This window comes from Microbacterium sp. NRRL B-14842 (assembly GCF_050470785.1).
Window position 1 is genome coordinate 533537 of sequence record NZ_JBFLUM010000001.1, and the last position, 18736, is coordinate 552272.

At 69.1% G+C, this 18736-nt stretch carries 20 protein-coding genes; 17 read left to right on the top strand and 3 right to left on the bottom strand.

The window, feature by feature from the left end; translation table 11 throughout:
* Positions 1–42 precede the first annotated feature (42 nt).
* The 7 genes from nusG to AB1285_RS02725 all read left to right on the top strand — a co-directional run bounded on the left by nusG (position 43) and on the right by AB1285_RS02725 (position 5377).
* Positions 43–1077 carry a transcription termination/antitermination protein NusG gene (gene nusG, locus AB1285_RS02695; RefSeq protein ID WP_025102338.1) on the top strand — a complete coding sequence of 345 codons (1035 nt, stop codon included), beginning with the start codon at positions 43–45 and terminating at the stop codon, positions 1075–1077.
* Positions 1078–1382: 305 nt separating this feature from the next.
* Positions 1383–1814, top strand: a complete 432-nt coding sequence (rplK, locus tag AB1285_RS02700) for a 50S ribosomal protein L11 (RefSeq protein WP_025102337.1) — start codon at positions 1383–1385, stop codon at positions 1812–1814.
* 11 nt (positions 1815–1825) lie between these two features.
* On the top strand, positions 1826–2515 hold the full coding sequence (gene rplA / locus AB1285_RS02705; protein ID WP_025102336.1) for a 50S ribosomal protein L1: 690 nt from the start codon (positions 1826–1828) through the stop codon (positions 2513–2515).
* A 190-nt stretch (positions 2516–2705) separates the two neighbouring features.
* Positions 2706–3521, top strand: a complete 816-nt coding sequence (locus AB1285_RS02710) for an amino acid ABC transporter substrate-binding protein (protein WP_187662192.1) — start codon at positions 2706–2708, stop codon at positions 3519–3521.
* Between the two features lie 3 nt (positions 3522–3524).
* Positions 3525–4190: an amino acid ABC transporter permease gene (locus tag AB1285_RS02715; protein WP_187662191.1), complete on the top strand. Its 666-nt coding sequence runs from the start codon at positions 3525–3527 to the stop codon at positions 4188–4190.
* Positions 4177–4980 (top strand): amino acid ABC transporter ATP-binding protein, encoded by an 804-nt coding sequence (locus AB1285_RS02720; protein ID WP_311198674.1) that lies wholly within the window; start codon positions 4177–4179, stop codon positions 4978–4980. Before AB1285_RS02715 ends, AB1285_RS02720 begins: the two co-directional genes overlap by 14 nt.
* Before the next feature lie 31 nt (positions 4981–5011).
* On the top strand, positions 5012–5377 hold the full coding sequence (locus AB1285_RS02725) for an iron chaperone (protein ID WP_327036718.1): 366 nt from the start codon (positions 5012–5014) through the stop codon (positions 5375–5377).
* Between the two features lie 4 nt (positions 5378–5381).
* On the opposite strand, the gene lysE is transcribed toward AB1285_RS02725, so the two are convergent.
* Positions 5382–6035, bottom strand: a complete 654-nt coding sequence (gene lysE, locus AB1285_RS02730; protein ID WP_268776694.1) for an L-lysine exporter — start codon at positions 6033–6035, stop codon at positions 5382–5384.
* Between the two features lie 69 nt (positions 6036–6104).
* Here lysE and AB1285_RS02735 point away from each other — a divergent pair, with 69 nt between their 5' ends.
* On the top strand, positions 6105–6989 hold the full coding sequence (locus AB1285_RS02735) for a LysR family transcriptional regulator ArgP (RefSeq protein ID WP_187664212.1): 885 nt from the start codon (positions 6105–6107) through the stop codon (positions 6987–6989).
* 34 nt (positions 6990–7023) lie between these two features.
* Here AB1285_RS02735 and AB1285_RS02740 read toward each other — a convergent pair whose 3' ends face one another.
* On the bottom strand, positions 7024–7704 hold the full coding sequence (locus AB1285_RS02740) for a YqaJ viral recombinase family protein (RefSeq protein WP_187662188.1): 681 nt from the start codon (positions 7702–7704) through the stop codon (positions 7024–7026).
* Positions 7705–7952: 248 nt separating this feature from the next.
* Here AB1285_RS02740 and AB1285_RS02745 point away from each other — a divergent pair, with 248 nt between their 5' ends.
* The 3 genes from AB1285_RS02745 to rplL all read left to right on the top strand — a co-directional run bounded on the left by AB1285_RS02745 (position 7953) and on the right by rplL (position 10172).
* The gene (locus AB1285_RS02745; RefSeq protein WP_370429087.1) at positions 7953–8927 is read left to right on the top strand and encodes a hypothetical protein; all 975 of its coding nucleotides are present in this window, start codon (positions 7953–7955) and stop codon (positions 8925–8927) included.
* Between the two features lie 324 nt (positions 8928–9251).
* On the top strand, positions 9252–9740 hold the full coding sequence (gene rplJ / locus AB1285_RS02750) for a 50S ribosomal protein L10 (RefSeq protein ID WP_025104226.1): 489 nt from the start codon (positions 9252–9254) through the stop codon (positions 9738–9740).
* Positions 9741–9788: 48 nt separating this feature from the next.
* Positions 9789–10172 (top strand): 50S ribosomal protein L7/L12, encoded by a 384-nt coding sequence (gene rplL, locus AB1285_RS02755; protein WP_025104227.1) that lies wholly within the window; start codon positions 9789–9791, stop codon positions 10170–10172.
* Between the two features lie 67 nt (positions 10173–10239).
* Here the strand turns inward: rplL and AB1285_RS02760 are convergent, their stop codons facing one another.
* Positions 10240–11244 (bottom strand): LacI family DNA-binding transcriptional regulator, encoded by a 1005-nt coding sequence (locus tag AB1285_RS02760; RefSeq protein ID WP_259951361.1) that lies wholly within the window; start codon positions 11242–11244, stop codon positions 10240–10242.
* A 283-nt stretch (positions 11245–11527) separates the two neighbouring features.
* Between AB1285_RS02760 and AB1285_RS02765 the strand changes: the two genes are divergently transcribed.
* The 6 genes from AB1285_RS02765 (at position 11528) to AB1285_RS02790 (ending at position 18732) form a co-directional block, all read left to right on the top strand.
* Complete coding sequence (locus AB1285_RS02765; RefSeq protein WP_187662185.1) at positions 11528–12850, top strand: ABC transporter substrate-binding protein; 1323 nt, start codon at positions 11528–11530, stop codon at positions 12848–12850.
* A gap of 110 nt (positions 12851–12960) precedes the next feature.
* Positions 12961–14298 (top strand): carbohydrate ABC transporter permease, encoded by a 1338-nt coding sequence (locus AB1285_RS02770; protein ID WP_187662184.1) that lies wholly within the window; start codon positions 12961–12963, stop codon positions 14296–14298.
* Positions 14298–15266, top strand: a complete 969-nt coding sequence (locus AB1285_RS02775) for a carbohydrate ABC transporter permease (RefSeq protein WP_187662183.1) — start codon at positions 14298–14300, stop codon at positions 15264–15266. Before AB1285_RS02770 ends, AB1285_RS02775 begins: the two co-directional genes overlap by 1 nt.
* A gap of 191 nt (positions 15267–15457) precedes the next feature.
* On the top strand, positions 15458–16828 hold the full coding sequence (locus AB1285_RS02780; RefSeq protein WP_187662182.1) for a cystathionine beta-synthase: 1371 nt from the start codon (positions 15458–15460) through the stop codon (positions 16826–16828).
* 54 nt (positions 16829–16882) lie between these two features.
* On the top strand, positions 16883–18043 hold the full coding sequence (locus AB1285_RS02785) for a cystathionine gamma-synthase (RefSeq protein ID WP_370429088.1): 1161 nt from the start codon (positions 16883–16885) through the stop codon (positions 18041–18043).
* A 47-nt stretch (positions 18044–18090) separates the two neighbouring features.
* Complete coding sequence (locus AB1285_RS02790; RefSeq protein WP_370429089.1) at positions 18091–18732, top strand: phosphatase PAP2 family protein; 642 nt, start codon at positions 18091–18093, stop codon at positions 18730–18732.
* The last annotated feature ends 4 nt before the right edge of the window (positions 18733–18736 follow it).

An 18736-nucleotide genomic window follows, 5' to 3' on the forward strand; every position in this document is an offset into this window, starting at 1 on the left:
TGACCCCCGCGGCATCGGCCGCAGCTATGGAGAAGAAGCAACGTGTCTGAACGATATTCCGACGACGCCGACTGGGCGACCGCCGCAGAGCAGTCCAGCGAGGAGGACGAGGCCCAGGAGGGCAACGTGCTCGCCGCCGAGGAGCTCTCGGTCACCTCTGCCGAGCACGTCGCGGTCCACGTCGAGGACGAGGACGGCGAGCAGGAGACGGAAGACATCGACATCGACATCGACGACCCGGAGGCGGACGCCATCGTGAACGACGCTCTGAACCTGGACGAAGCCGCGGAGTCCGAAGCCGCCGCCGAGGTCCTCAACGATTCCGTGGCCGAAGAGGTCGCGGAGCAGGAGGCCGAGGCCGCCGACGAGGTCACCCCCTACGAGGGGCCCGACGTCAACGGCGAGGACGACCGTCCGGCCGCCGAGTCCGACGAGGACGAGTCGGCTTCCGAGGAAGACCCGTACGAGGCCTTCCGCATGGACCTGCGCATGCTCCCCGGCAAGTGGTACGTCATCCACTCGTACGCCGGCTTCGAGCGCAAGGTCAAGGCGAACATCGAGCAGCGCAAGTCGACGCTCGAGGTCGAGGACGAGATCTACCAGGTCGAGGTCCCGATGGAGGACGTCGTCGAGATCAAGAACGGCCAGCGCAAGATGGTCACCCGCGTGCGCATCCCCGGCTACGTGCTGGTGCGCATGGAGCTCACGGAGGACACCTGGTCGGTCGTGCGGCACACCCCCGGCGTCACCGGCTTCGTGGGCAACGCCCACAACCCGACGCCGCTGCGCTTCGAAGAGGCCTTCAACATGCTGAAGTCCCTCGTCGAGGTCAAGGACGTCCCGACCGCCAAGAACATCGCGGCCAAGGGCGGCGTCGCCGTCGCCCGTCCGCTTCCCGCCGAGGTCGACTTCGAGGTCGGCGAGACCATCACGATCAAGGAGGGCTCGTTCGCGGGTCTTCCCGGTTCGATCAGCGAGATCAAGCCGGAGAGCGGCAAGCTCACGGTCCTCGTCTCCCTCTTCGAGCGCGAGACCCCGGTCGAGCTGTCGTTCGACCAGGTCACCAAGATGATCTGACCGCGGGTCACTGAGCCCGCCGAAGTGCACGAGAACGGCCGTCCCTTCCGGGGCGGCCGTCTTCTCTTCCCCGACCCACCCCGTTCCGTGTCTCCCGCCCCTTTGCGGACGCACGCACGGGGCCGGCTCGCACGCAAGGGGCCGGCTCGCGAGTAGGGGAGTGATCAGGTAGACTTACGTGGTTTGTGCGAAAGCCCGCTGGGGTCCCTGAGCTTGTCGAAGGGCGCGCAGACGACCACGGGCCGGAAAGGCCGGAGCCGTGGGAGAAGCGGATGCTCGCATCCGCCTCGAGGAAAGGAAAGAGAATGGCACCGAAGAAGAAGGTGACCGGCCTGATCAAGCTTCAGATCAACGCCGGTGCCGCCAACCCGGCGCCGCCGATCGGCCCCGCGCTCGGTCAGCATGGCGTCAACATCATGGAGTTCTGCAAGGCGTACAACGCCGCGACCGAGTCGCAGCGTGGCAACGTCATCCCCGTCGAGATCACCGTCTACGAGGACCGCAGCTTCACCTTCGTCCTGAAGACCCCGCCCGCGGCGGAGCTCATCAAGAAGGCCGCCGGCGTGCAGAAGGCTTCGGCCACCCCGCACACCGTCAAGGTCGGCAAGATCACCAAGGATCAGGTCCGTCAGATCGCCGAGCAGAAGCAGGCCGACCTGAACGCGAACGACATCGAGGCCGCCTCGAAGATCATCGCCGGCACCGCCCGTTCCATGGGCATCACGGTCGAGGGCTGAGGAGAATAATCATGGCTACCAAGTCCAAGGCTTACAAGGCTGCCGCCGAGAAGATCGAGGCAGACCGTTTCTACACGCCGTCCGAGGCCGTCGCGCTCGCGAAGGAGACCGGTTCGGCGAAGTTCGACTCGACCGTCGAGGTCGCGCTGAAGCTCGCCGTCGACCCGCGCAAGGCGGACCAGATGGTGCGCGGCACCGTCATCCTGCCCCACGGCACCGGTAAGACCGCCCGCGTCATCGTGTTCGCCACCGGCCCCGCGGCCGAGGCGGCGATCGCTGCCGGCGCCGATGAGGTCGGCGGCGCCGAGCTCATCCAGAAGGTCGCCGACGGCTGGACCAACTTCGACTCCGCGGTCTCGACCCCGGAGCTCATGGGCCAGGTCGGCCGTCTCGGCAAGGTGCTCGGTCCCCGTGGTCTGATGCCGAACCCGAAGACCGGCACCGTGACCCCGAACCCGGCCAAGGCCGTCGAGGAGATCAAGGGCGGAAAGATCGAGTTCCGCGTCGACAAGCACGCCAACGTGCACTTCGTCATCGGCAAGGCCTCGTTCTCGGCCGAGCAGCTGAACGAGAACATCGACGCCGCTCTCGAGGAGATCGTCCGCCTCAAGCCGTCCAGCGCCAAGGGCCGTTACATCCAGAAGGGTGCGGTGTCGACCACGTTCGGCCCCGGCATCCCGCTGGACGTCAACGCCATCTGACGCGTCGACGGGTTCGCACCTGTCGCACCGAACGCCCCCGGGTCCGCCCGGGGGCGTTCCGCGTTCCTGGGCCGCCCGCGACATCCGGCGTCATCCGATGCGGGGAACGCCCGGAGCGACGCGTACTGTGGGGGAGTTCCCGCGGTCGTCGCGTAAACTCGCACCCGCGCTTCTCACCCCAGGAGGGTCCATGTCCCGTCGTCTCATCGCCGTCACCGCACTCGTCGTCGCCGCCGCCGCCCTGACCGCGTGCAGCGGTTCGAGCACGCCCGCGAGCACGGACGGCGAGAGCGCCGCGGGCTCCGACTTCGGCCTGGTGAAGGACGGCACGCTGACGGTCGCGACCGAGGGCACCTACCGTCCGTTCAGCTTCCACGGCGACGGCGGCTCCGGCGACCTCACCGGCTACGACGTCGAGATCATCCAGGCCGTCGCCGACGAGCTCGGTCTGAAGGTCGAGTTCCAGGAGACCCAGTGGGACGCGATCTTCGCGGGGCTCGACGCGGGCCGCTTCGACGTGATCGCGAACCAGGTGTCGATCAACGACGAACGCGAGGCCAAGTACCTCTTCAGCACCCCGTACACGGTGTCGCCCGGCGTGATCGTGGTCAAGGAGGACGACGATTCCATCTCGTCGTTCGACGACCTCGAGGGCAAGACCACGGCGCAGTCCCTCACGAGCAACTGGTACGAGCTGGCCACCGAGTCCGGCGCCAAGGTCGAGGGCGTCGAGGGCTGGGCGCAGGCCGTGGAGCTCCTCCGCCAGGGCCGGGTGGACGCCACCGTCAACGACAAGCTGACCTTCCTCGACTACGAGACGACCAACAGCCCGACCGGCCTGAAGATCGCCGCGGAGACCGACGACGCCGGCGAGCAGGCCTTCGTGTTCACGAAGGACAAGGAGGCGCTCGTCGATGCGGTCGACGAGGCGCTCGACACGCTCCGTGCCGACGGCACACTGGCCGAGATCAGCGAGAAGTACTTCGGCGAGGACGTCTCGCAGTAGGCGATGCAGAATCCCTGGGAGCTCTTCTTTTCCTCGCTCGGGCCGATCGCCTGGGCGGGGCTGACGGCGACGATCCCGCTCGCCCTGGTGTCGTTCGTCCTGGGGCTCGTGATCGCGATCGGCATGGCGCTGATGCGGATCTCGGTGCACCCGGTGGTGTCCGGCATCGCGCGGTTCTACATCTCGGTGATCCGCGGCACGCCGATGCTCGTGCAGCTCTTCGTGATCTTCTACGGCCTGCCGTCCGTCGGGGTGACCCTCGATCCGTGGCCGAGCGCCATCATCGCGCTCTCGCTCAACGTCGGCGGCTACGGCGCCGAGGTCGTGCGGGCGGCGATCCTCTCGGTGCCGAAGGGGCAGTGGGAGGCCGCGTACACGGTCGGCATGAACCGCACCCGCACGCTGACCCGCATCATCCTGCCGCAGGCCGCCCGGGTCTCGGTGCCGCCGTTGTCCAACACGTTCATCTCGCTCGTGAAGGACACCTCCCTCACCTCGCTGATCCTCGTGACGGAGCTGTTCAAGGTGGCGCAGCAGATCGCCTCCACCACGCTCGAGTTCATGGTGCTGTACCTGGCCGCAGCGCTGGTCTACTGGGTGATCTGCCTGGTGCTCTCCTTCGGGCAGAGCGCCCTGGAGAGGAGGCTCGACAGTCGTGTCGCGCACTGACCCCACGGCCGAACCGCTGCTCACCGCACGCGGGCTGCACAAGAGTTTCGGCACCACCGAGGTGCTCCGCGGCTTCGACCTCACATTGCATCGGGGCGAGGTCGTGGTGCTCATCGGGCCCAGCGGCTCGGGCAAGTCGACCGTCCTGCGCGCCCTGAACGGGTTGGAGACGCCGGACGCGGGGACCATCGTGATGGCCGGGGGGCCGGAGATCGACTTCGCACCGGAGGTGCGCCCGAAACCGCGCGTGGAGAAGCAGCAGCGGCTGGCGCTGCGTGACCGGTCGGCGATGGTGTTCCAGCACCACAACCTGTTCCCGCACCTGACCGTGCTGGAGAACGTCATCGAAGGGCCGTGGCGGGTGCAGGGCCGTCCGAAGACCGAGGTCGTCGCCGAGGCCCAGGCGCTGCTCGCCCGGATCGGCCTCGCCGACAAGGCGGACGCGCGGCCGCATCAGCTCTCCGGAGGGCAGCAGCAGCGGGTCGGCATCGTGCGGGCGCTGGCCCTGCAACCGGACCTGCTGCTGTTCGACGAGCCGACGAGCGCCCTCGATCCGGAGCTGGTCGGCGAGGTGCTGCTCGTCATCAAGGAGCTCGCCGATGAGGGATGGACGATGGCCGTCGTCACCCACGAGCTGAGCTTCGCCCGCGAAGCCGCAGATCACGTGCTCTTCCTGGACGGCGGCGTCGTCGTGGAGCAGGGGCCGCCTGCTCAGCTGTTCAGCGCCCCGCAGCATGAGCGCACGCAACGGTTCCTCACGCGCATCCTCCGTCCGCTCGACGGCGCCTGAGCCCTCGACCCCGAGGGCGATCGGTGGCAGGATGCGGTGCGTGGGCACCATCGACGACTACCTGACCGACCTCGACGCGGCGGACCGCGCAGTGATCGATCGCGTGTACGCGATCGCCACGGAGGAGGTGCCGGATGCGGAGCAGGGCAAGGGGTATGGGATGCCGGCGCTCGTGCTCGCCGGAAAGCCTCTGCTCTCGGTGATGCGTGCGAAGAAGCACATCGGCGTCTACCCGTTCAGCCCCGAGGCGGTCGCTGCCGTGGCGGGCCTCCTCGACGGTCATCCCGATATCAGCGTCGACAAGGGGACGATCCGGTTCCAGCCGGAGCACCCGCTGCCGGAGGATGCTGTCCGGGCCCTCGTCCGGGCGCGGGTGGCGCAGATCGACGCGGCGTGAGTGGCTAGGCGTCCAGCACCGGGAGCACCAGGCTCACCGCCAACGTGATCATCACGACCGCGATCACCGCGTCGAGGAAACGCCAGGAGCGCGGGGTGCGCAGCCACCGTCCGAGGTAGCGGGCACCGAAGCCGAGGGCGGTGAACCAGAGGAGGCTCGCGATGACCGCCCCTGCCGCGAACAGCCATCGCTCGTCGCCGTGCGTCGCGGCGATCGAGCCGAGCATCAGCACCGTGTCGAGGTACACGTGCGGGTTCAGCCAGGTCAACGCCAGTGTCGTGAGGATCACCGGGGCGAGGCGGGTGCGGGTGAGGGTCCCGGTGCCACCGGACGCCTCGAGGACCGGAGCGTCGCCCCCGTCGACCACCAGCTCCTCGCCGCCACGCCAGGCCCGTCGCGCCGCGAGCAGCCCGTAGCCGAGGAGGAACAGCGCCCCTGCCCAGCGGGCAACGACGACGAGCCAGGGAGCGGCGGACAGCACGAAGCCGAGCCCGGCGACGCCGGCGATGATCAGCACGGCGTCGGAGAGGGCGCAGACGATCACGACGGCGAGGACGTGCTCGCGCCGGATGCCCTGTCGCAGCACGAACACGTTCTGCGCGCCGATCGCGACGATGAGCGACAGGCCGAGGCCGAGGCCGGCGAGAACGGTGAGCATGCATCGAGCCTAGGGATGCTGGCCATGAGGTGCAGCGAAGATTCCTTTCTCACCATTAGCATGGCTGATGTGAGGATCGACCCGGAGCTCGCCGCCACGCTCGCCGCCGTCGCGGACGAGGGGACCCTCGACGCCGCCTCCCGCCGCCTGCGCGTCACCCCGTCCGCGGTCAGTCAGCGGCTCAAGGCGCTCGAGGAGCAGCTCGGGCGGATCCTCCTCGTGCGCAGCAAGCCGGTCCGCCTCACCGAGGCCGGGGAGTCCGTCGTGCGCCTCGCGCGGCAGATCGCGCTCCTGGAGCAGGATGCGCTCGCCGGGGTCGGCATCGAGGAGGGCGGTGGGGGACACCGCATCACGGTGCCTCTCGCCGTCAACGCGGATTCCCTGGCGACCTGGTTCCTCCCGCCGATGGCGCGCCTCTCGGCCGCGCACGACATCGACCTGGACCTGCACCGCGACGATCAGAACTTCACCGCCCGACTGCTCGAATCGGGAACGGTCATGGCCGCGGTGACGAGCGAGGCCACGGCGGTCGCGGGGTGCACGGTCACGCCCCTCGGCGTGCTCGAGTACCGCGCCATGGCCGAGCCTGCCTATGCCCGTCGATGGTTCCCTGACGGCGTGACGCCCGCCGCGCTGGCGCACGCGCCGTTCGTCGACTTCGACCGCCGGGACACCCTGCAGCATGAGTGGCTGGCGGCGCGGGGAGTGCCGGCGGCGGGCGTTCCGCGACACTACGTCCCGGCGTCGCACGACTACGCGCTCGCGGTCGGCCTCGGCCTGGGCTGGGGGATGGTGCCGCGACTGCAGGAGGTCCCCGGGCTCGTCGCGCTCGGCGGTCCGACCCTGCGCGTTGCCCTGTACTGGCAGCAGTGGAACCTGCGCTCCGCGCTGCTGGACACGATCGCGGCCGAGGTCGCGGGAGAAGCACGTCGCGTACTCGCTCGCGACCCCTGACGGGGCGGGTCGTCCCGAGGCCCTCGGCGTTCGCTCAGTCGGCGAGGGCGAGGGCGCGGAAGGCGTCGCGCTCGCGGAGCTGCTCGCGGCGACTGTCGACCGGGGCGACGGAGCGCGTCGGCACCGCGCGTCCCGTTGTGCGACGGTACAGCTCGTCGATGAGGTCGGTCGCGAGACCGACGAGTTTGGCGATCTCGCGGTCGTCCCGGTCGATCCACACGCAGCGGGGCTCGTCGTGGATGGGGGAGAAGTCGACGTGCTCCTCCCAGACGAACAGGGTGCGCTCGGCGCCCAGCACGTGCTGCTGCCACCAGACCTGGCGCAGGTACGTGCGCGGGATGCCGCGGAAGGCCTTGTTGGTGGTCTTGATCTCCGCGAGGCTGACGCGACCGTCCGCGTCCACCGAGATGCCATCGGGGGTGGCCAGGTGGCGGTGCTCGACCTCGGCGCGGAACAACGCGGAGGAGGGGAAGATGCCGTGCGTCGCGGCGACCCAGGCGGCGATCTCGGGCTCGCGGCGTCGACCGTGGTCCGTGTAGGCGTTGCCGCCGAACCGCGGCCCCCCGCCGAGCTTGGCGTCGGCGGCACGGGCGATCGAGCGTTCGCTGGTGAGTCCGGCGACGTCGGTGGCCGTGATGCCCCGGGACCGTGCCCTCATCCACGCCACGCGGTCGCGCGAGTCCGCGACGATGCGAGCTTGGAGTTCCGGGGTCACCAGAAGACTCTAACTCTCCCCCACCCCCGTTCCCGCCGTACACGCCGCCCCTCCCGCCCTCCCGCCGAGCCACCCCCTTGCGTGCGTCCCGGCCCCCTGCGTGCAGGCGTAAGGGGGTGGCTCGAACGCAAAGGGGTGGGTCGAGGACGAGGGGTGTCTTCCTGCACAGGGCGCGGGAGGGAGAGAAAGGGTGTGGGGAACTGCGGGAAGGCGGGGGATCGGCGAGAGGAGAGGGGAGAGTCGGGGGGATGAGACAGGTGAGTGTGGACGAGATCCGGGCGATGCTCCTCGGTCGTCGGCGGCTGGAGGAGGAGGGGTGGGGGTCTCGGACGCTCCACGCCGCGGTGGAAGGGCGGCAGCTGCATCATGTGCGTCGCGGGTGGTACCTCGCGCAACGGGACTGGAGCGATCTCGCCCCGGAGTCCCGGCACCGTGCGGAGGTGGTGGCCGCCGACCTCGCGGCCTCGGGGACGCGGCCCGTGTTCTCGCACGCCTCGGCTGCGGTGCTGTGGGGTCTGCCGCTGTACCGGGTGCGGCCGACGAGGGTCCATGTGACGGCGCCCCCCGACCGTCGCCACAGCACCTCGGGGATCCTGCGGCACGAGGGCGCGGTTGCCGCCGGCGACATCGTGGAGCGCGACGGCATCCGCTGCACCTCCCTCGCCCGGACGGTCGTCGACCTCGCCCGCACGGCCGCTCCGGAGGCGGCTCTCGCCGTCGCGGATGCCGCCCTCGCTCTGGTCGGCGGCGACCCGTGGGAGTTCGACGACACCGCGGCGCAGGCTCTCCTGACGGACCTCGCGGATCGAGTGCGTCGTCCCCGGCTCCGCGGCATCGTGCAGGCCCGTCGGATCGTGGTCCTGGCCGACGGGCGCGCGCAGCTTCCGCTGGAGAGCGTGACGCGGTACCGGCTCCATCAGCTCGGCTTCGGCAGGCCGCGTCTGCAGGTGCCGGTGGACGGACCGCGCGGCGGTCGGTTCTGGATGGACATCGCCGTCGACCAGTCCCGCACCTTCGTGGAGTGCGACGGCCGGGACAAGTACCTGGACGAGGGCCTCCGCGGCGGCCGGCCCGTGTCACAGGTCGTGCTCGACGAGAAGATCCGCGAGGACTGGGTGCGCGGGACCACCGGCTGGCGGGTGGTCCGGGTGACGAGCGCGGACGTCGCCTCGCTCGCCGCGGCCGACGCGCACTTCCGTGCCCTCGGCCTCTTCGCCCGCTGAGTCGCTGACCCACCCCCTTCCGTGCGCTCCGGCCCGTTGCGTGCAGGCGTAAGGGGCCGGGGTGCACCGAAAGGGGTGGGTCGACGGAGGAGGAGGGGGATTTGGGGGGAGAGGGAGCGTGGGGTACAGTGGTCATAACCGAAGACCGCTGGTCATCGTGTGCGCGTGAGTGCACAGGATCGAAGCTCTGCATCGCAGGGGCCCGCGCAGGTGTCACGAACTTCCGAGCTCCGTGCGCTTGCGCCGGAGCTCTTCTCTTTTGCAGGGGGTCGGAGGCCGGCGCCCCACCACCGTGCGGCGCCTCGTACACACCAAGGAGTGACCATGGCGCAGAAGGATGCATCGGTCAACGAGCTCACGAAGTCATTCGAGAACTCGAACGCCGTCCTGCTGACCGAGTACCGCGGTCTGACGGTTGCCCAGCTCAAGCAGCTGCGCAACAGCATCCGTCAGGACGCTGAGTACGCCGTGGTGAAGAACACGCTGACCAAGATCGCCGCCAACAAGGCCGGCATCTCCGCGCTGGACGACGACCTCAAGGGGCCGTCGGCTGTCGCGTTCGTGCACGGTGACTTCGTCGCCACCGCCAAGGCTCTGCGTGACTTCGCCAAGGCCAACCCGCTTCTCGTGATCAAGTCGGGCATCTTCGAGGGCAAGGCCCTCACCGCCGACGAGGTCAACACGTACGCCTCGCTCGAGAGCCGCGAGGTTCTGCTGGCGAAGGCCGCGGGCATGATGAAGGCGACGATGGGCAAGGCTGCGGCCACCATCGACGCGCTTCGCGAAAAGCTGGAGACCGCCGAGGCCGCGTAAGCGACCGGCGATCTCGTCTACAAACCCCATCTATCTAGGAGATACATCATGGCGAAGCTTTCCACCGAGGAGCTGCTCGAGCAGTTCGCCGGCCTGACCCTCATCGAGCTCAACGAGTTCGTGAAGGCGTTCGAGGAGAAGTTCGAGGTCACCGCTGCTGCCCCCGTCGCCGTCGCCGGTGCCGCTGGCGGCGCAGGCGAGGCCGCGGCCGAGGAGGAGAAGGACTCCTTCGACGTCATCCTCGAGGCTGCTGGCGACAAGAAGATCCAGGTCATCAAGGCTGTCCGCGAGCTCACCTCGCTCGGCCTCGGCGAGGCCAAGGCCGTCGTCGACGGTGCTCCGAAGGCCGTCCTCGAGGGCGCCAACAAGGAGACGGCCGAGAAGGCCAAGGCTGCTCTGGAAGAGGCTGGCGCGACCGTCACCCTCAAGTAATTCCAGCGCACCAGCGCTTCTGCGAAGGCCCCGGGTTCCGCCCGGGGCCTTCGTGCGTCCGCGGGGGTCAGCGCGGCGCCGCGGTCGAGCTGCGGACGACGAGCGCCGAGGCGGCTTCGACGCGCTCGACCGGAGCATCCGGCTCGCTCATCCGCCGCATCAGCAGGCGCACGGCTTCCCGTCCCTGATCCCGCGGCGACTGTCCGATCGTGGTGAGGGCGAACATCTCCGCATGCTCGTGGTCGTCGATCCCCACGACGCTGAGTTCGGTCGGCACCGCGATGCCCAGGCGGCGAGCCGCGATGACGGCGCCGATGGCCGCTTCGTCGCACACGCCGACGATGGCCGTCGGACGGTGCCGCCGGTCGCCGAGGAGTCCCGCCGCCGCCGCGTAGCCGCCCGGCATCGTGGGAGCCGAACCGGCGACCCGCGCCCGCGGCGTGAGTCCCGCCGCGTGCAGCGCCTCCCGGTAGCCGGCCAGGCGGCGGGCGTCACCGTAGCTGAGGTCGGTGTCATCCGTGGCACCGCCCACGAACGCGATGTCGGTGTGCCCGAGGTCGATGAGGTGTTCGGTGGCGATCCGGGCGGCGGCCGCGTCGTCGATCGACACGGCGCTCGCTCCCGCGCTGTAGGGGCCCACGCTCACGAGCGGTCGCCCCGTATGGTGCAGCCGTTCCAGCTCGCGGGCGCTGGGCTGGATGCCGACGGCGATGATGCCGTCGAACCTCCGGCCGGGCAGCACGCTCTCGAACAGCCGCTCCCTGGTCTCCGAGCGCTCGGGGACGCCGTAGAGCGAGAGGTCGTAGTCGAGCGCGAGCAGCGATTCCTGCACGCCCGCCAGCAGCTCGGCGAAGAACCACCGATCGACCGGCGGCATCACCAGGCCGATGGTGCCGGTACGCCCCGTGGCCAGGCTCGTGGCGGAGGAGTGCGCGACGTACGCGAGGTCCTGCGCCGCCTCCTCCACCCGCTGCCTGGTCTCCTCCGAGACATAGCCGCGGCCGCTGAGCGCACGGCTCGCGGTCGCTTTGGAGACACCGGCGCGCATCGCGACGTCGGCGATCGTGCTCATCGTGTCCTCCTCGACCCGGTTCCACGACGGCGAGCGATCGGGCACTCGCCGGGAGCCATCGTAGCCGTTCCGCACCGGGGGAGGAACCGGTTCCAGGCGCGCCGGACTGGGAGCGCTCCCACCTTGTCGTCCGCTCGGATGTCAAAGGGTTGTGATCTTGTAACCTTCCCCAGTTGTACGGCGCGAAGGAACCCGAGTAGGTTGGCCTGGAATCGGTTCCCCAATGGTTGCGGCGATTGCTCTCCTTGGGCGGACTGAAGATCCACCTGAAGAGGAGAAGTACATGGCTTTGTCACAGCGATACCGCCTGCTCGCCCCCATCGCACTCGTCGGCGTCGCGTCTCTCGCGCTCGCCGGCTGCGCCGAGGGCGGGGGCGACGAGGGCGGAGAGACCAAGGACACCGTCCGGATCTCCGGCGGCATCACGGGCGTCGAGGCCGACGACCTGAACGCGTCCTTCGAGCAGTTCACGAAGGACACCGGTATCAAGGTCGAGTACACCGGCGACAAGGGCTTCGAGGGCAACATCGTCACCAAGGTGACGGGTGGAGACGCCCCGGACATCGCGATCGTCCCGCAGCCCGGTCTGCTCAAGACCCTCGTCGACACGGGCAAGGTCATGCCGGCCCCCGAGGCCGTCGAGTCCGCCGTCGACGAGAACTGGTCCGAGGACTGGAAGAAGTACGGCACGTTCGACGACACCTTCTACGCGGCGCCGATGCTGGCGAACCTCAAGGGCTACGTCTGGTACTCGCCGAAGCAGTTCGCCGAGTGGGGCGTCGAGGTCCCGGAGACCTGGGACGACATGATCGCCCTCACCGACACGATCGTCGAGAAGACCGGCGGTCCGGCCTGGTGCGCGGGCTTCTCCTCCGAGGCGGCATCCGGCTGGCCGGGAACGGACTGGATCGAGGACCTCGTCCTGCGCCAGTCGGGCCCCGAGGTCTATGACGACTGGGTGGCCGGCGACGTGAAGTTCACCGACCCCGAGATCAAGCAGGCCTTCGACGCCGTCGGTGAGATCCTGCTCAACCCGGAGTACGTCAACGCCGGCTACGGCGACGTCAAGAGCATCAACTCGACCGCCTTCGGTGACGTCGCCAACGCGGTGGCCAAGGGCGACTGCGCACTGACCCACCAGGCCTCGTTCCTGTCGGCGAACTTCCTCGACACGGAGACCGCGGACGGCAACGTCCCCGAGGTCGCGCCGGACGGCGACGTCTACGCGTTCATCATGCCGGGCGAGACCGCGGGCGAGCTCCAGGTCGAGGGCGGCGGCGAGTTCGTCGCGGCGTTCTCGGACGACGAGGCCACCCAGAAGGTGCTCGAGTTCATGGCATCGCCCGAGTTCGCCGACGCGCGTGTCGAGCTCGGCGGCGTCATCTCCGCCAACAAGAACGCCGACCCGAGCCTCGCTTCGAGCGAGTTCCTCCAGGAGGCGATGACCATCATGCAGGACGACGCGACGACCTTCCGGTTCGACGCTTCCGACCTGATGCCGTCGACCGTCGGCTCGGGCTCGTTCTGGAAGGGGATGGTCGACTGGATCGACGGCAAGGACACCGAGACGGTGCTCTCCGACATCCAGGCCGGCTACGAGAACTGATCGCCTCGACGCGATCTTCGTAGGCAGAGCGGGGCCGGGCTGCACAGCCCGGCCCCGCTCCACCGATCCGTACTGCGCGGGAACCCAGCACGATCCAGAAGGGGACGTTCATGTCGCACGCGACCATCGAGAAACCCGTCGAGGCTGACGCGCCGCCGACGACGCATGGCACCGACGAGAAGGGGAGGAAGGCCACGCGGACGGTCCTCGCGATCGGCTTCGTCGTCGTCGCCGCCCTCGCTCTCCTCCTCGTCTTCACCGCCCCGACCGAGGAGTCCTCGCGGATCACGATCGGGTTCTCGCTCAACAGCTTCTTCCTGTGGCTGGGCGGTCTGAATCCGTTGGTGCAGATCCCCGCCGTGCTGCTCGTGTTCGGCGTGGTCGTGGCGATCATCCTCGTGCTGATCGAGTTCGCGCCCCGCCCCGGTCGCGGCTACTCCATCATGCGGCTGGTCGCCTGCCTCGTCATCCCGGTGCTCGCCCTGCTGCTGCTTCGTCCCTACGCGAACGCCGTGGTGTACGTCGTCGCGATCGCACTGCTCGTCGGTGCGCTCCTCTTCTTCGCCGACTTCCGCGCCCGACAGGGAGCCGGTTACCTGTTCCAGCTCGTGCTGTTCATGGCTCCCGCGGCGATCATGCTGCTGCTGGGCCTCATCTACCCGGCGATCTCGACGATCTTCAAGTCCTTCTTCGACAAGTCGGGCAACCAGTTCGTCGGACTCGAGAACTACATCTGGGTCTTCACCAACCCGGTCGGCACGTCGTCGGTGATCAACACCATCATCTGGGCGCTGCTCGCTCCGGTGATCTCGGTGGTCATCGGTCTCGCGTACGCCGTCTTCATCGACCGTGCGCGCGGTGAGAAGTTCCTGAAGGTGCTCGTGTTCATGCCGGTGGCGATCTCCTTCGTCGGCGCGGGCATCATCTGGAAGTTCATGTACGACGCCCGCCAGGGCGACCAGATCGGTCTCCTCAACGCCATCGTCACCGCTTTCGGCGGCGACCCGGTGCAGTGGCTGGCCATCAAGCCCATCCTCAACACGCTCATGCTGCTCATCGTGTTCATCTGGACCCAGACCGGCTTCGCGATGGTCATCCTCTCCGCCGCGATCAAGGCCGTGCCGATCGAGCAGATGGAGGCGGCCGAGCTCGACGGCACGAACGCCTGGCAGCGCTTCCGCAACGTGACGGTGCCCGGCATCCGGTCGTCGCTGATCGTCGTCCTCACGACCATCACGATCGCCTCGCTGAAGGTGTACGACATCGTCGCCGTGATGACCGGCGGTCGTGACGAGACCAGCGTCCTCGGTTTCGAGATGGTCAACCAGCAGCAGCGGTTCCAGAGCTACGGGCACTCGTCGGCGCTCGCCGTCGTGCTGTTCCTGTTCGTGTTGCCGCTGATCGTCTACAACGCCCGATCGATGGCCAAGCAGAGGGAGATCCGCTGATGAGTGCAACCCAGGCCACCGTCGTGGACAACCGCACCAAGCGCCAGGTGGCGCGCGACACGCGTCGTAACGAGGCGACCGCCCACAAGAAGCTAACCTCGAAGGGGGCGACGATCGCGGCCGCGGTCATCGCGCTCTTCTGGACGATCCCGACCTTCGGCCTCTTCGTGACATCGTTCCGCCCGGGCGCCGACACGCAGAACAGCGGCTGGTGGACGGTCTTCTCCAACCCGGAGTTCACGTTCGACAACTACGTGCAGGCGTGGAACTCGGGCGGGACCTCGACGACCCTCGCGACCGCGTTCATCAACTCGCTGGCCATCACGATCCCGGCCACCGTGTTCCCGATCGTGATGGCGGCGCTGGCCGCGTACGCGTTCGCATGGATCGACTTCAAGGGTCGGAACATGCTCTTCATCTTCGTGTTCGCGCTGCAGATCGTGCCGCTGCAGATGGCCCTCGTACCGCTGCTGAGCCTGTTCTCGGACGGGCTGACGATCAACGACGTGCCGATCTTCCCCGGGTTCGGGCTGAACGAGGTGCAGTACAGCTTCGCCCGCGTCTGGATCGCGCACGCGATCTTCGCGCTGCCGCTGGCGACGTTCATGCTCCACAACTTCATCTCCGAGATCCCGGGCGAGATCATCGAGGCGGCCCGCGTCGACGGTGCCGGACACGGACAGGTGTTCTTCCGGATCATCCTGCCGCTGGCGGCTCCGGCGATCGCGTCCTTCGCGATCTTCCAGTTCCTCTGGGTGTGGAACGACCTGCTGGTCGCGACGATCTTCGCCTCGCCCGGCGCCCTGCCGATCACCCAGGCGCTGAACTCGCTCTCCGGGACCTGGGGCAACAAGTGGTTCCTGCAGTCCGCGGGAACGTTCATCTCGATCATCGTCCCGCTGATCGTGTTCTTCGCCCTGCAGCGCTTCTTCGTCCGCGGCCTGCTGGCCGGCGCGACGAAGGGCTGACCCTTCGACGGGCTCATGCCCTTCGACAGGCTCAGGGGCCCAGGCCCTTCGACAGGCTCAGGGGCCCAGGCCCTTCGACGGGCCCAGGCCCTTCGACGGGCTCAGGGACCCAGGTTCTGGGTCGCTGAGCCTGTCGAAGCGGCGGTGAAACACAGCCCCGGCGGCGGGAGCCCGCGCCGTACCCTGAACAGATGAAGTACGCAGACTCGATCGTCGACCTCGTCGGCGACACGCCCCTGGTGAAGCTCCAGCACGTCACCGAGGGCATCGCGTGCACGGTGCTCGTGAAGCTCGAGTACCTGAACCCGGGCGGGTCGGCGAAGGATCGGATCGCGGCCCGGATCATCGACGCCGCCGAGGCCGCGGGGGACCTGCAGCCCGGCGGGACGATCGTCGAGCCCACGAGCGGCAACACCGGCGTCGGGCTCGCCCTCGTCGCCCAGCAGCGCGGCTACCGCTGCGTCTTCGTGCTCCCGGACAAGGTGGGCGAGGACAAGATCGACGTGCTCCGCGCGTACGGCGCGGAGGTCGTCGTGACCCCGACCTCGGTCCCGGCTGACAGCCCGGAGTCGTACTACAGCGTGAGTGACCGGCTGGCACGGGAGATCCCCGGGGCGTTCAAGCCGAACCAGTACGAGAACCCGAACGGGCCGCGCAGCCACTACGAGACGACGGGACCGGAGATCTGGCGGGACACCGACGGCCGGGTCACCCATTTCGTCGCCGGCGTGGGGACGGGCGGCACGATCACCGGCACCGGCCGCTATCTGCGCGAGGTGTCAGACGATGCCGTGCGGATCGTCGGTGTCGACCCCGAAGGCAGCGTGTACAGCGGCGGCACCGGCCGGCCCTACCTCGTCGAGGGCGTGGGCGAGGACATCTGGCCGGGGGCGTACGACCCCGCGGTCCCGCACGAGATCGTCGCGGTCGGCGACGCGGAGTCCTTCGCGATGACGCGGCGCCTCGCCCGCGAGGAGGGCATCCTCGTCGGCGGCTCCAGCGGCATGGCCGTGGTCGGCGCGCTGCGGGTGGCGAAGGACCTCCCGGCGGACGCGGTCATGGTCGTGCTCCTCCCGGACGGCGGGCGCGGCTACCTGGGCAAGATCTTCAACGACGGGTGGATGCGTTCCTACGGTTTCAGCGAGGTGGAGGAGGGGGAGACGGTCGCCGACGTGCTCGCGGCCCGGTCCTCCCGCCACGGCCTTCCCGACCTCGTGCACGCACACCCCACCGACACGGTGCTCGAGGCGATCGGCATGATGACGGAGTACGAGGTGTCGCAGCTCGTCGTCCTCAGCGCCGAGCCGCCGGTGATGATGGGCGAGGTCGTCGGCACCGTCGACGAGAAGGGCCTGCTCGACCTGCTCTTCCGTGGCGACGCCGAGCCGAGCGACGCCGTCGGCGCGCACGTGGGGGAGCGGCTGCCGCTGATCGGCATCCATGCGCCGGTCGCGCAGGCACGGGCCGCGCTCGCCGACGCCGACGCCCTCCTCGTCACCGAGGACGGCAAGCCGCACACGGTGCTGACCCGGCAGGATCTGCTCGGCTACCTCTCGCGGTGACGCGGGACGTAACAGGCCGGGACCCGTCGGAGGACCCGGACGTAGGCTGAGAGCATGTCCGACCACGCCCACGCCTTCGCCACACGAGCCATCCACGCCGGACAGGCGCCCGACCCGATCACCGGGGCGATCATCCCGCCGATCTATCAGGCGTCGACGCACGTGCAGGACGGCATCGGAGGGTTCCGCGAGGGCTACGAGTACAACCGCGCGGGCAACCCGACGCGCTCCTCCTTGGAAACGCAGCTCGCCGCTCTCGAGGGCGGGGTCGGGGCCCTGTCGTTCGCCTCGGGTCTCGCGGCGGAGGACGGTCTGCTCCGCGGCATCCTCAAGCCCGGCGACCACGTGCTCCTCGGCAACGACGTGTACGGCGGCACCTACCGCCTGCTCACGAAGGTGCTCGCGCCGTGGGGGATCGACACGACCACGGTCGAGCTCTCCGACGTCGACGTGATCCGGGCGGCCATCCGTCCCGAGACCCGCATCGTGTGGCTGGAGACGCCGAGCAACCCGCTGCTGAAGGTCATCGACATCGCACTCATCGCCGAGGTGGCGCACGCGGCCGGGGTGCTCGTCGTGGTCGACAACACGTTCGCCTCGCCGGCTCTGCAGCAGCCGCTCGCGCTCGGCGCCGACCTCGTCGTGCACTCGACGACGAAGTACCTCGGCGGGCACTCCGACGTGCTCGGCGGCGCCGTCGTCTTCGGCGACGACCGCTTCGTCGAGGCCGTGAAGTTCCAGCAGTTCGCGGTGGGCGCGGTCTCGGCGCCGCTGGACGCCTGGCTGACGACCCGGGGCATCAAGACCCTCGCCGTGCGGATGCGGCAGCACTCCGAGAACGCCCAGGCGATCGCCGAGTGGGCGCAGGCGCGGCCGGAGTTCGCGCAGATCTTCTACCCGGGCCTCGCCTCGCACCCCGGTCACGAGATCGCCGCGCGGCAGATGAGCGGCTTCGGCGGAATGCTGTCGCTGGGCCTCGCCGCGGGTGCGGACGCTGCCCGGGCCTTCGCCGAGAGCACGACCGTGTTCCAGCTCGCCGAGTCCCTCGGCGGCGTGGAGTCGCTCATCGGCTACCCGCCGGAGATGACGCACGCGTCGGTCCGCGGAACCGAGCTCGCCGTCCCGGAGAACGTCGTGCGTCTCTCCGTCGGCATCGAGGACGTGGCCGACCTCATCGCGGATCTCGAGGAGGGGCTCGCCCGCATCGCCCGCTGACCGGCACGCCGACCCGCGATCGCGGGGGCGTCCGTCACAATGGGACGATGAATCGACGGATGCTGCTGTGGTGGGGCGTCGCCTGCCTCCTCCTGGCCACTGCCCTCGGCGCTCTCGTCGTCTTCGTGTATCCGCAGACGCCGGGCCTCGACCAGTGGTGGAACGACACGATCGCCGCGGTCCGCGCGGACTGGATGCTGAGCTTCGCCCTCGCGCTGAACTGGATCGGCGGCGGCTGGGTCGCCATCCTCGCCGTGCCGCTGGGGACGATCCTCGTCCTGCTGCTCCTGCGGCGATGGCGGGGTGCGCTGTTCGCCGCGCTCTGCTTCCTCGTCAGCGCGGGCGCCGTGCAGCTCCTGAAGAACATCTTCGGCCGTGCCCGACCGCATGACATGCTCGTCGTGAGCGATTACGGCTCGTTCCCGTCCGGCCACACCGCGAACGCGGCGACCATCGCCCTCGTGCTGTGGGTGCTCTTCCCGCGGGTGTGGGTGGCGATCGTGGGGGCCGCATGGATCGTGCTCATGGCTCTGTCGCGCACCTTCCTGTCGGTGCACTGGGCGACGGACACGCTCGGGGGTGCGTTCGTCGGGGCCGGGGTCGTCCTCGTGCTGGCGGCCTGGCTGGTGCCGTGGGCGCGACGCGACGTCGAGGCGACCGCACGCGCCGATAGGCTGAGCGGAACCTGACCTG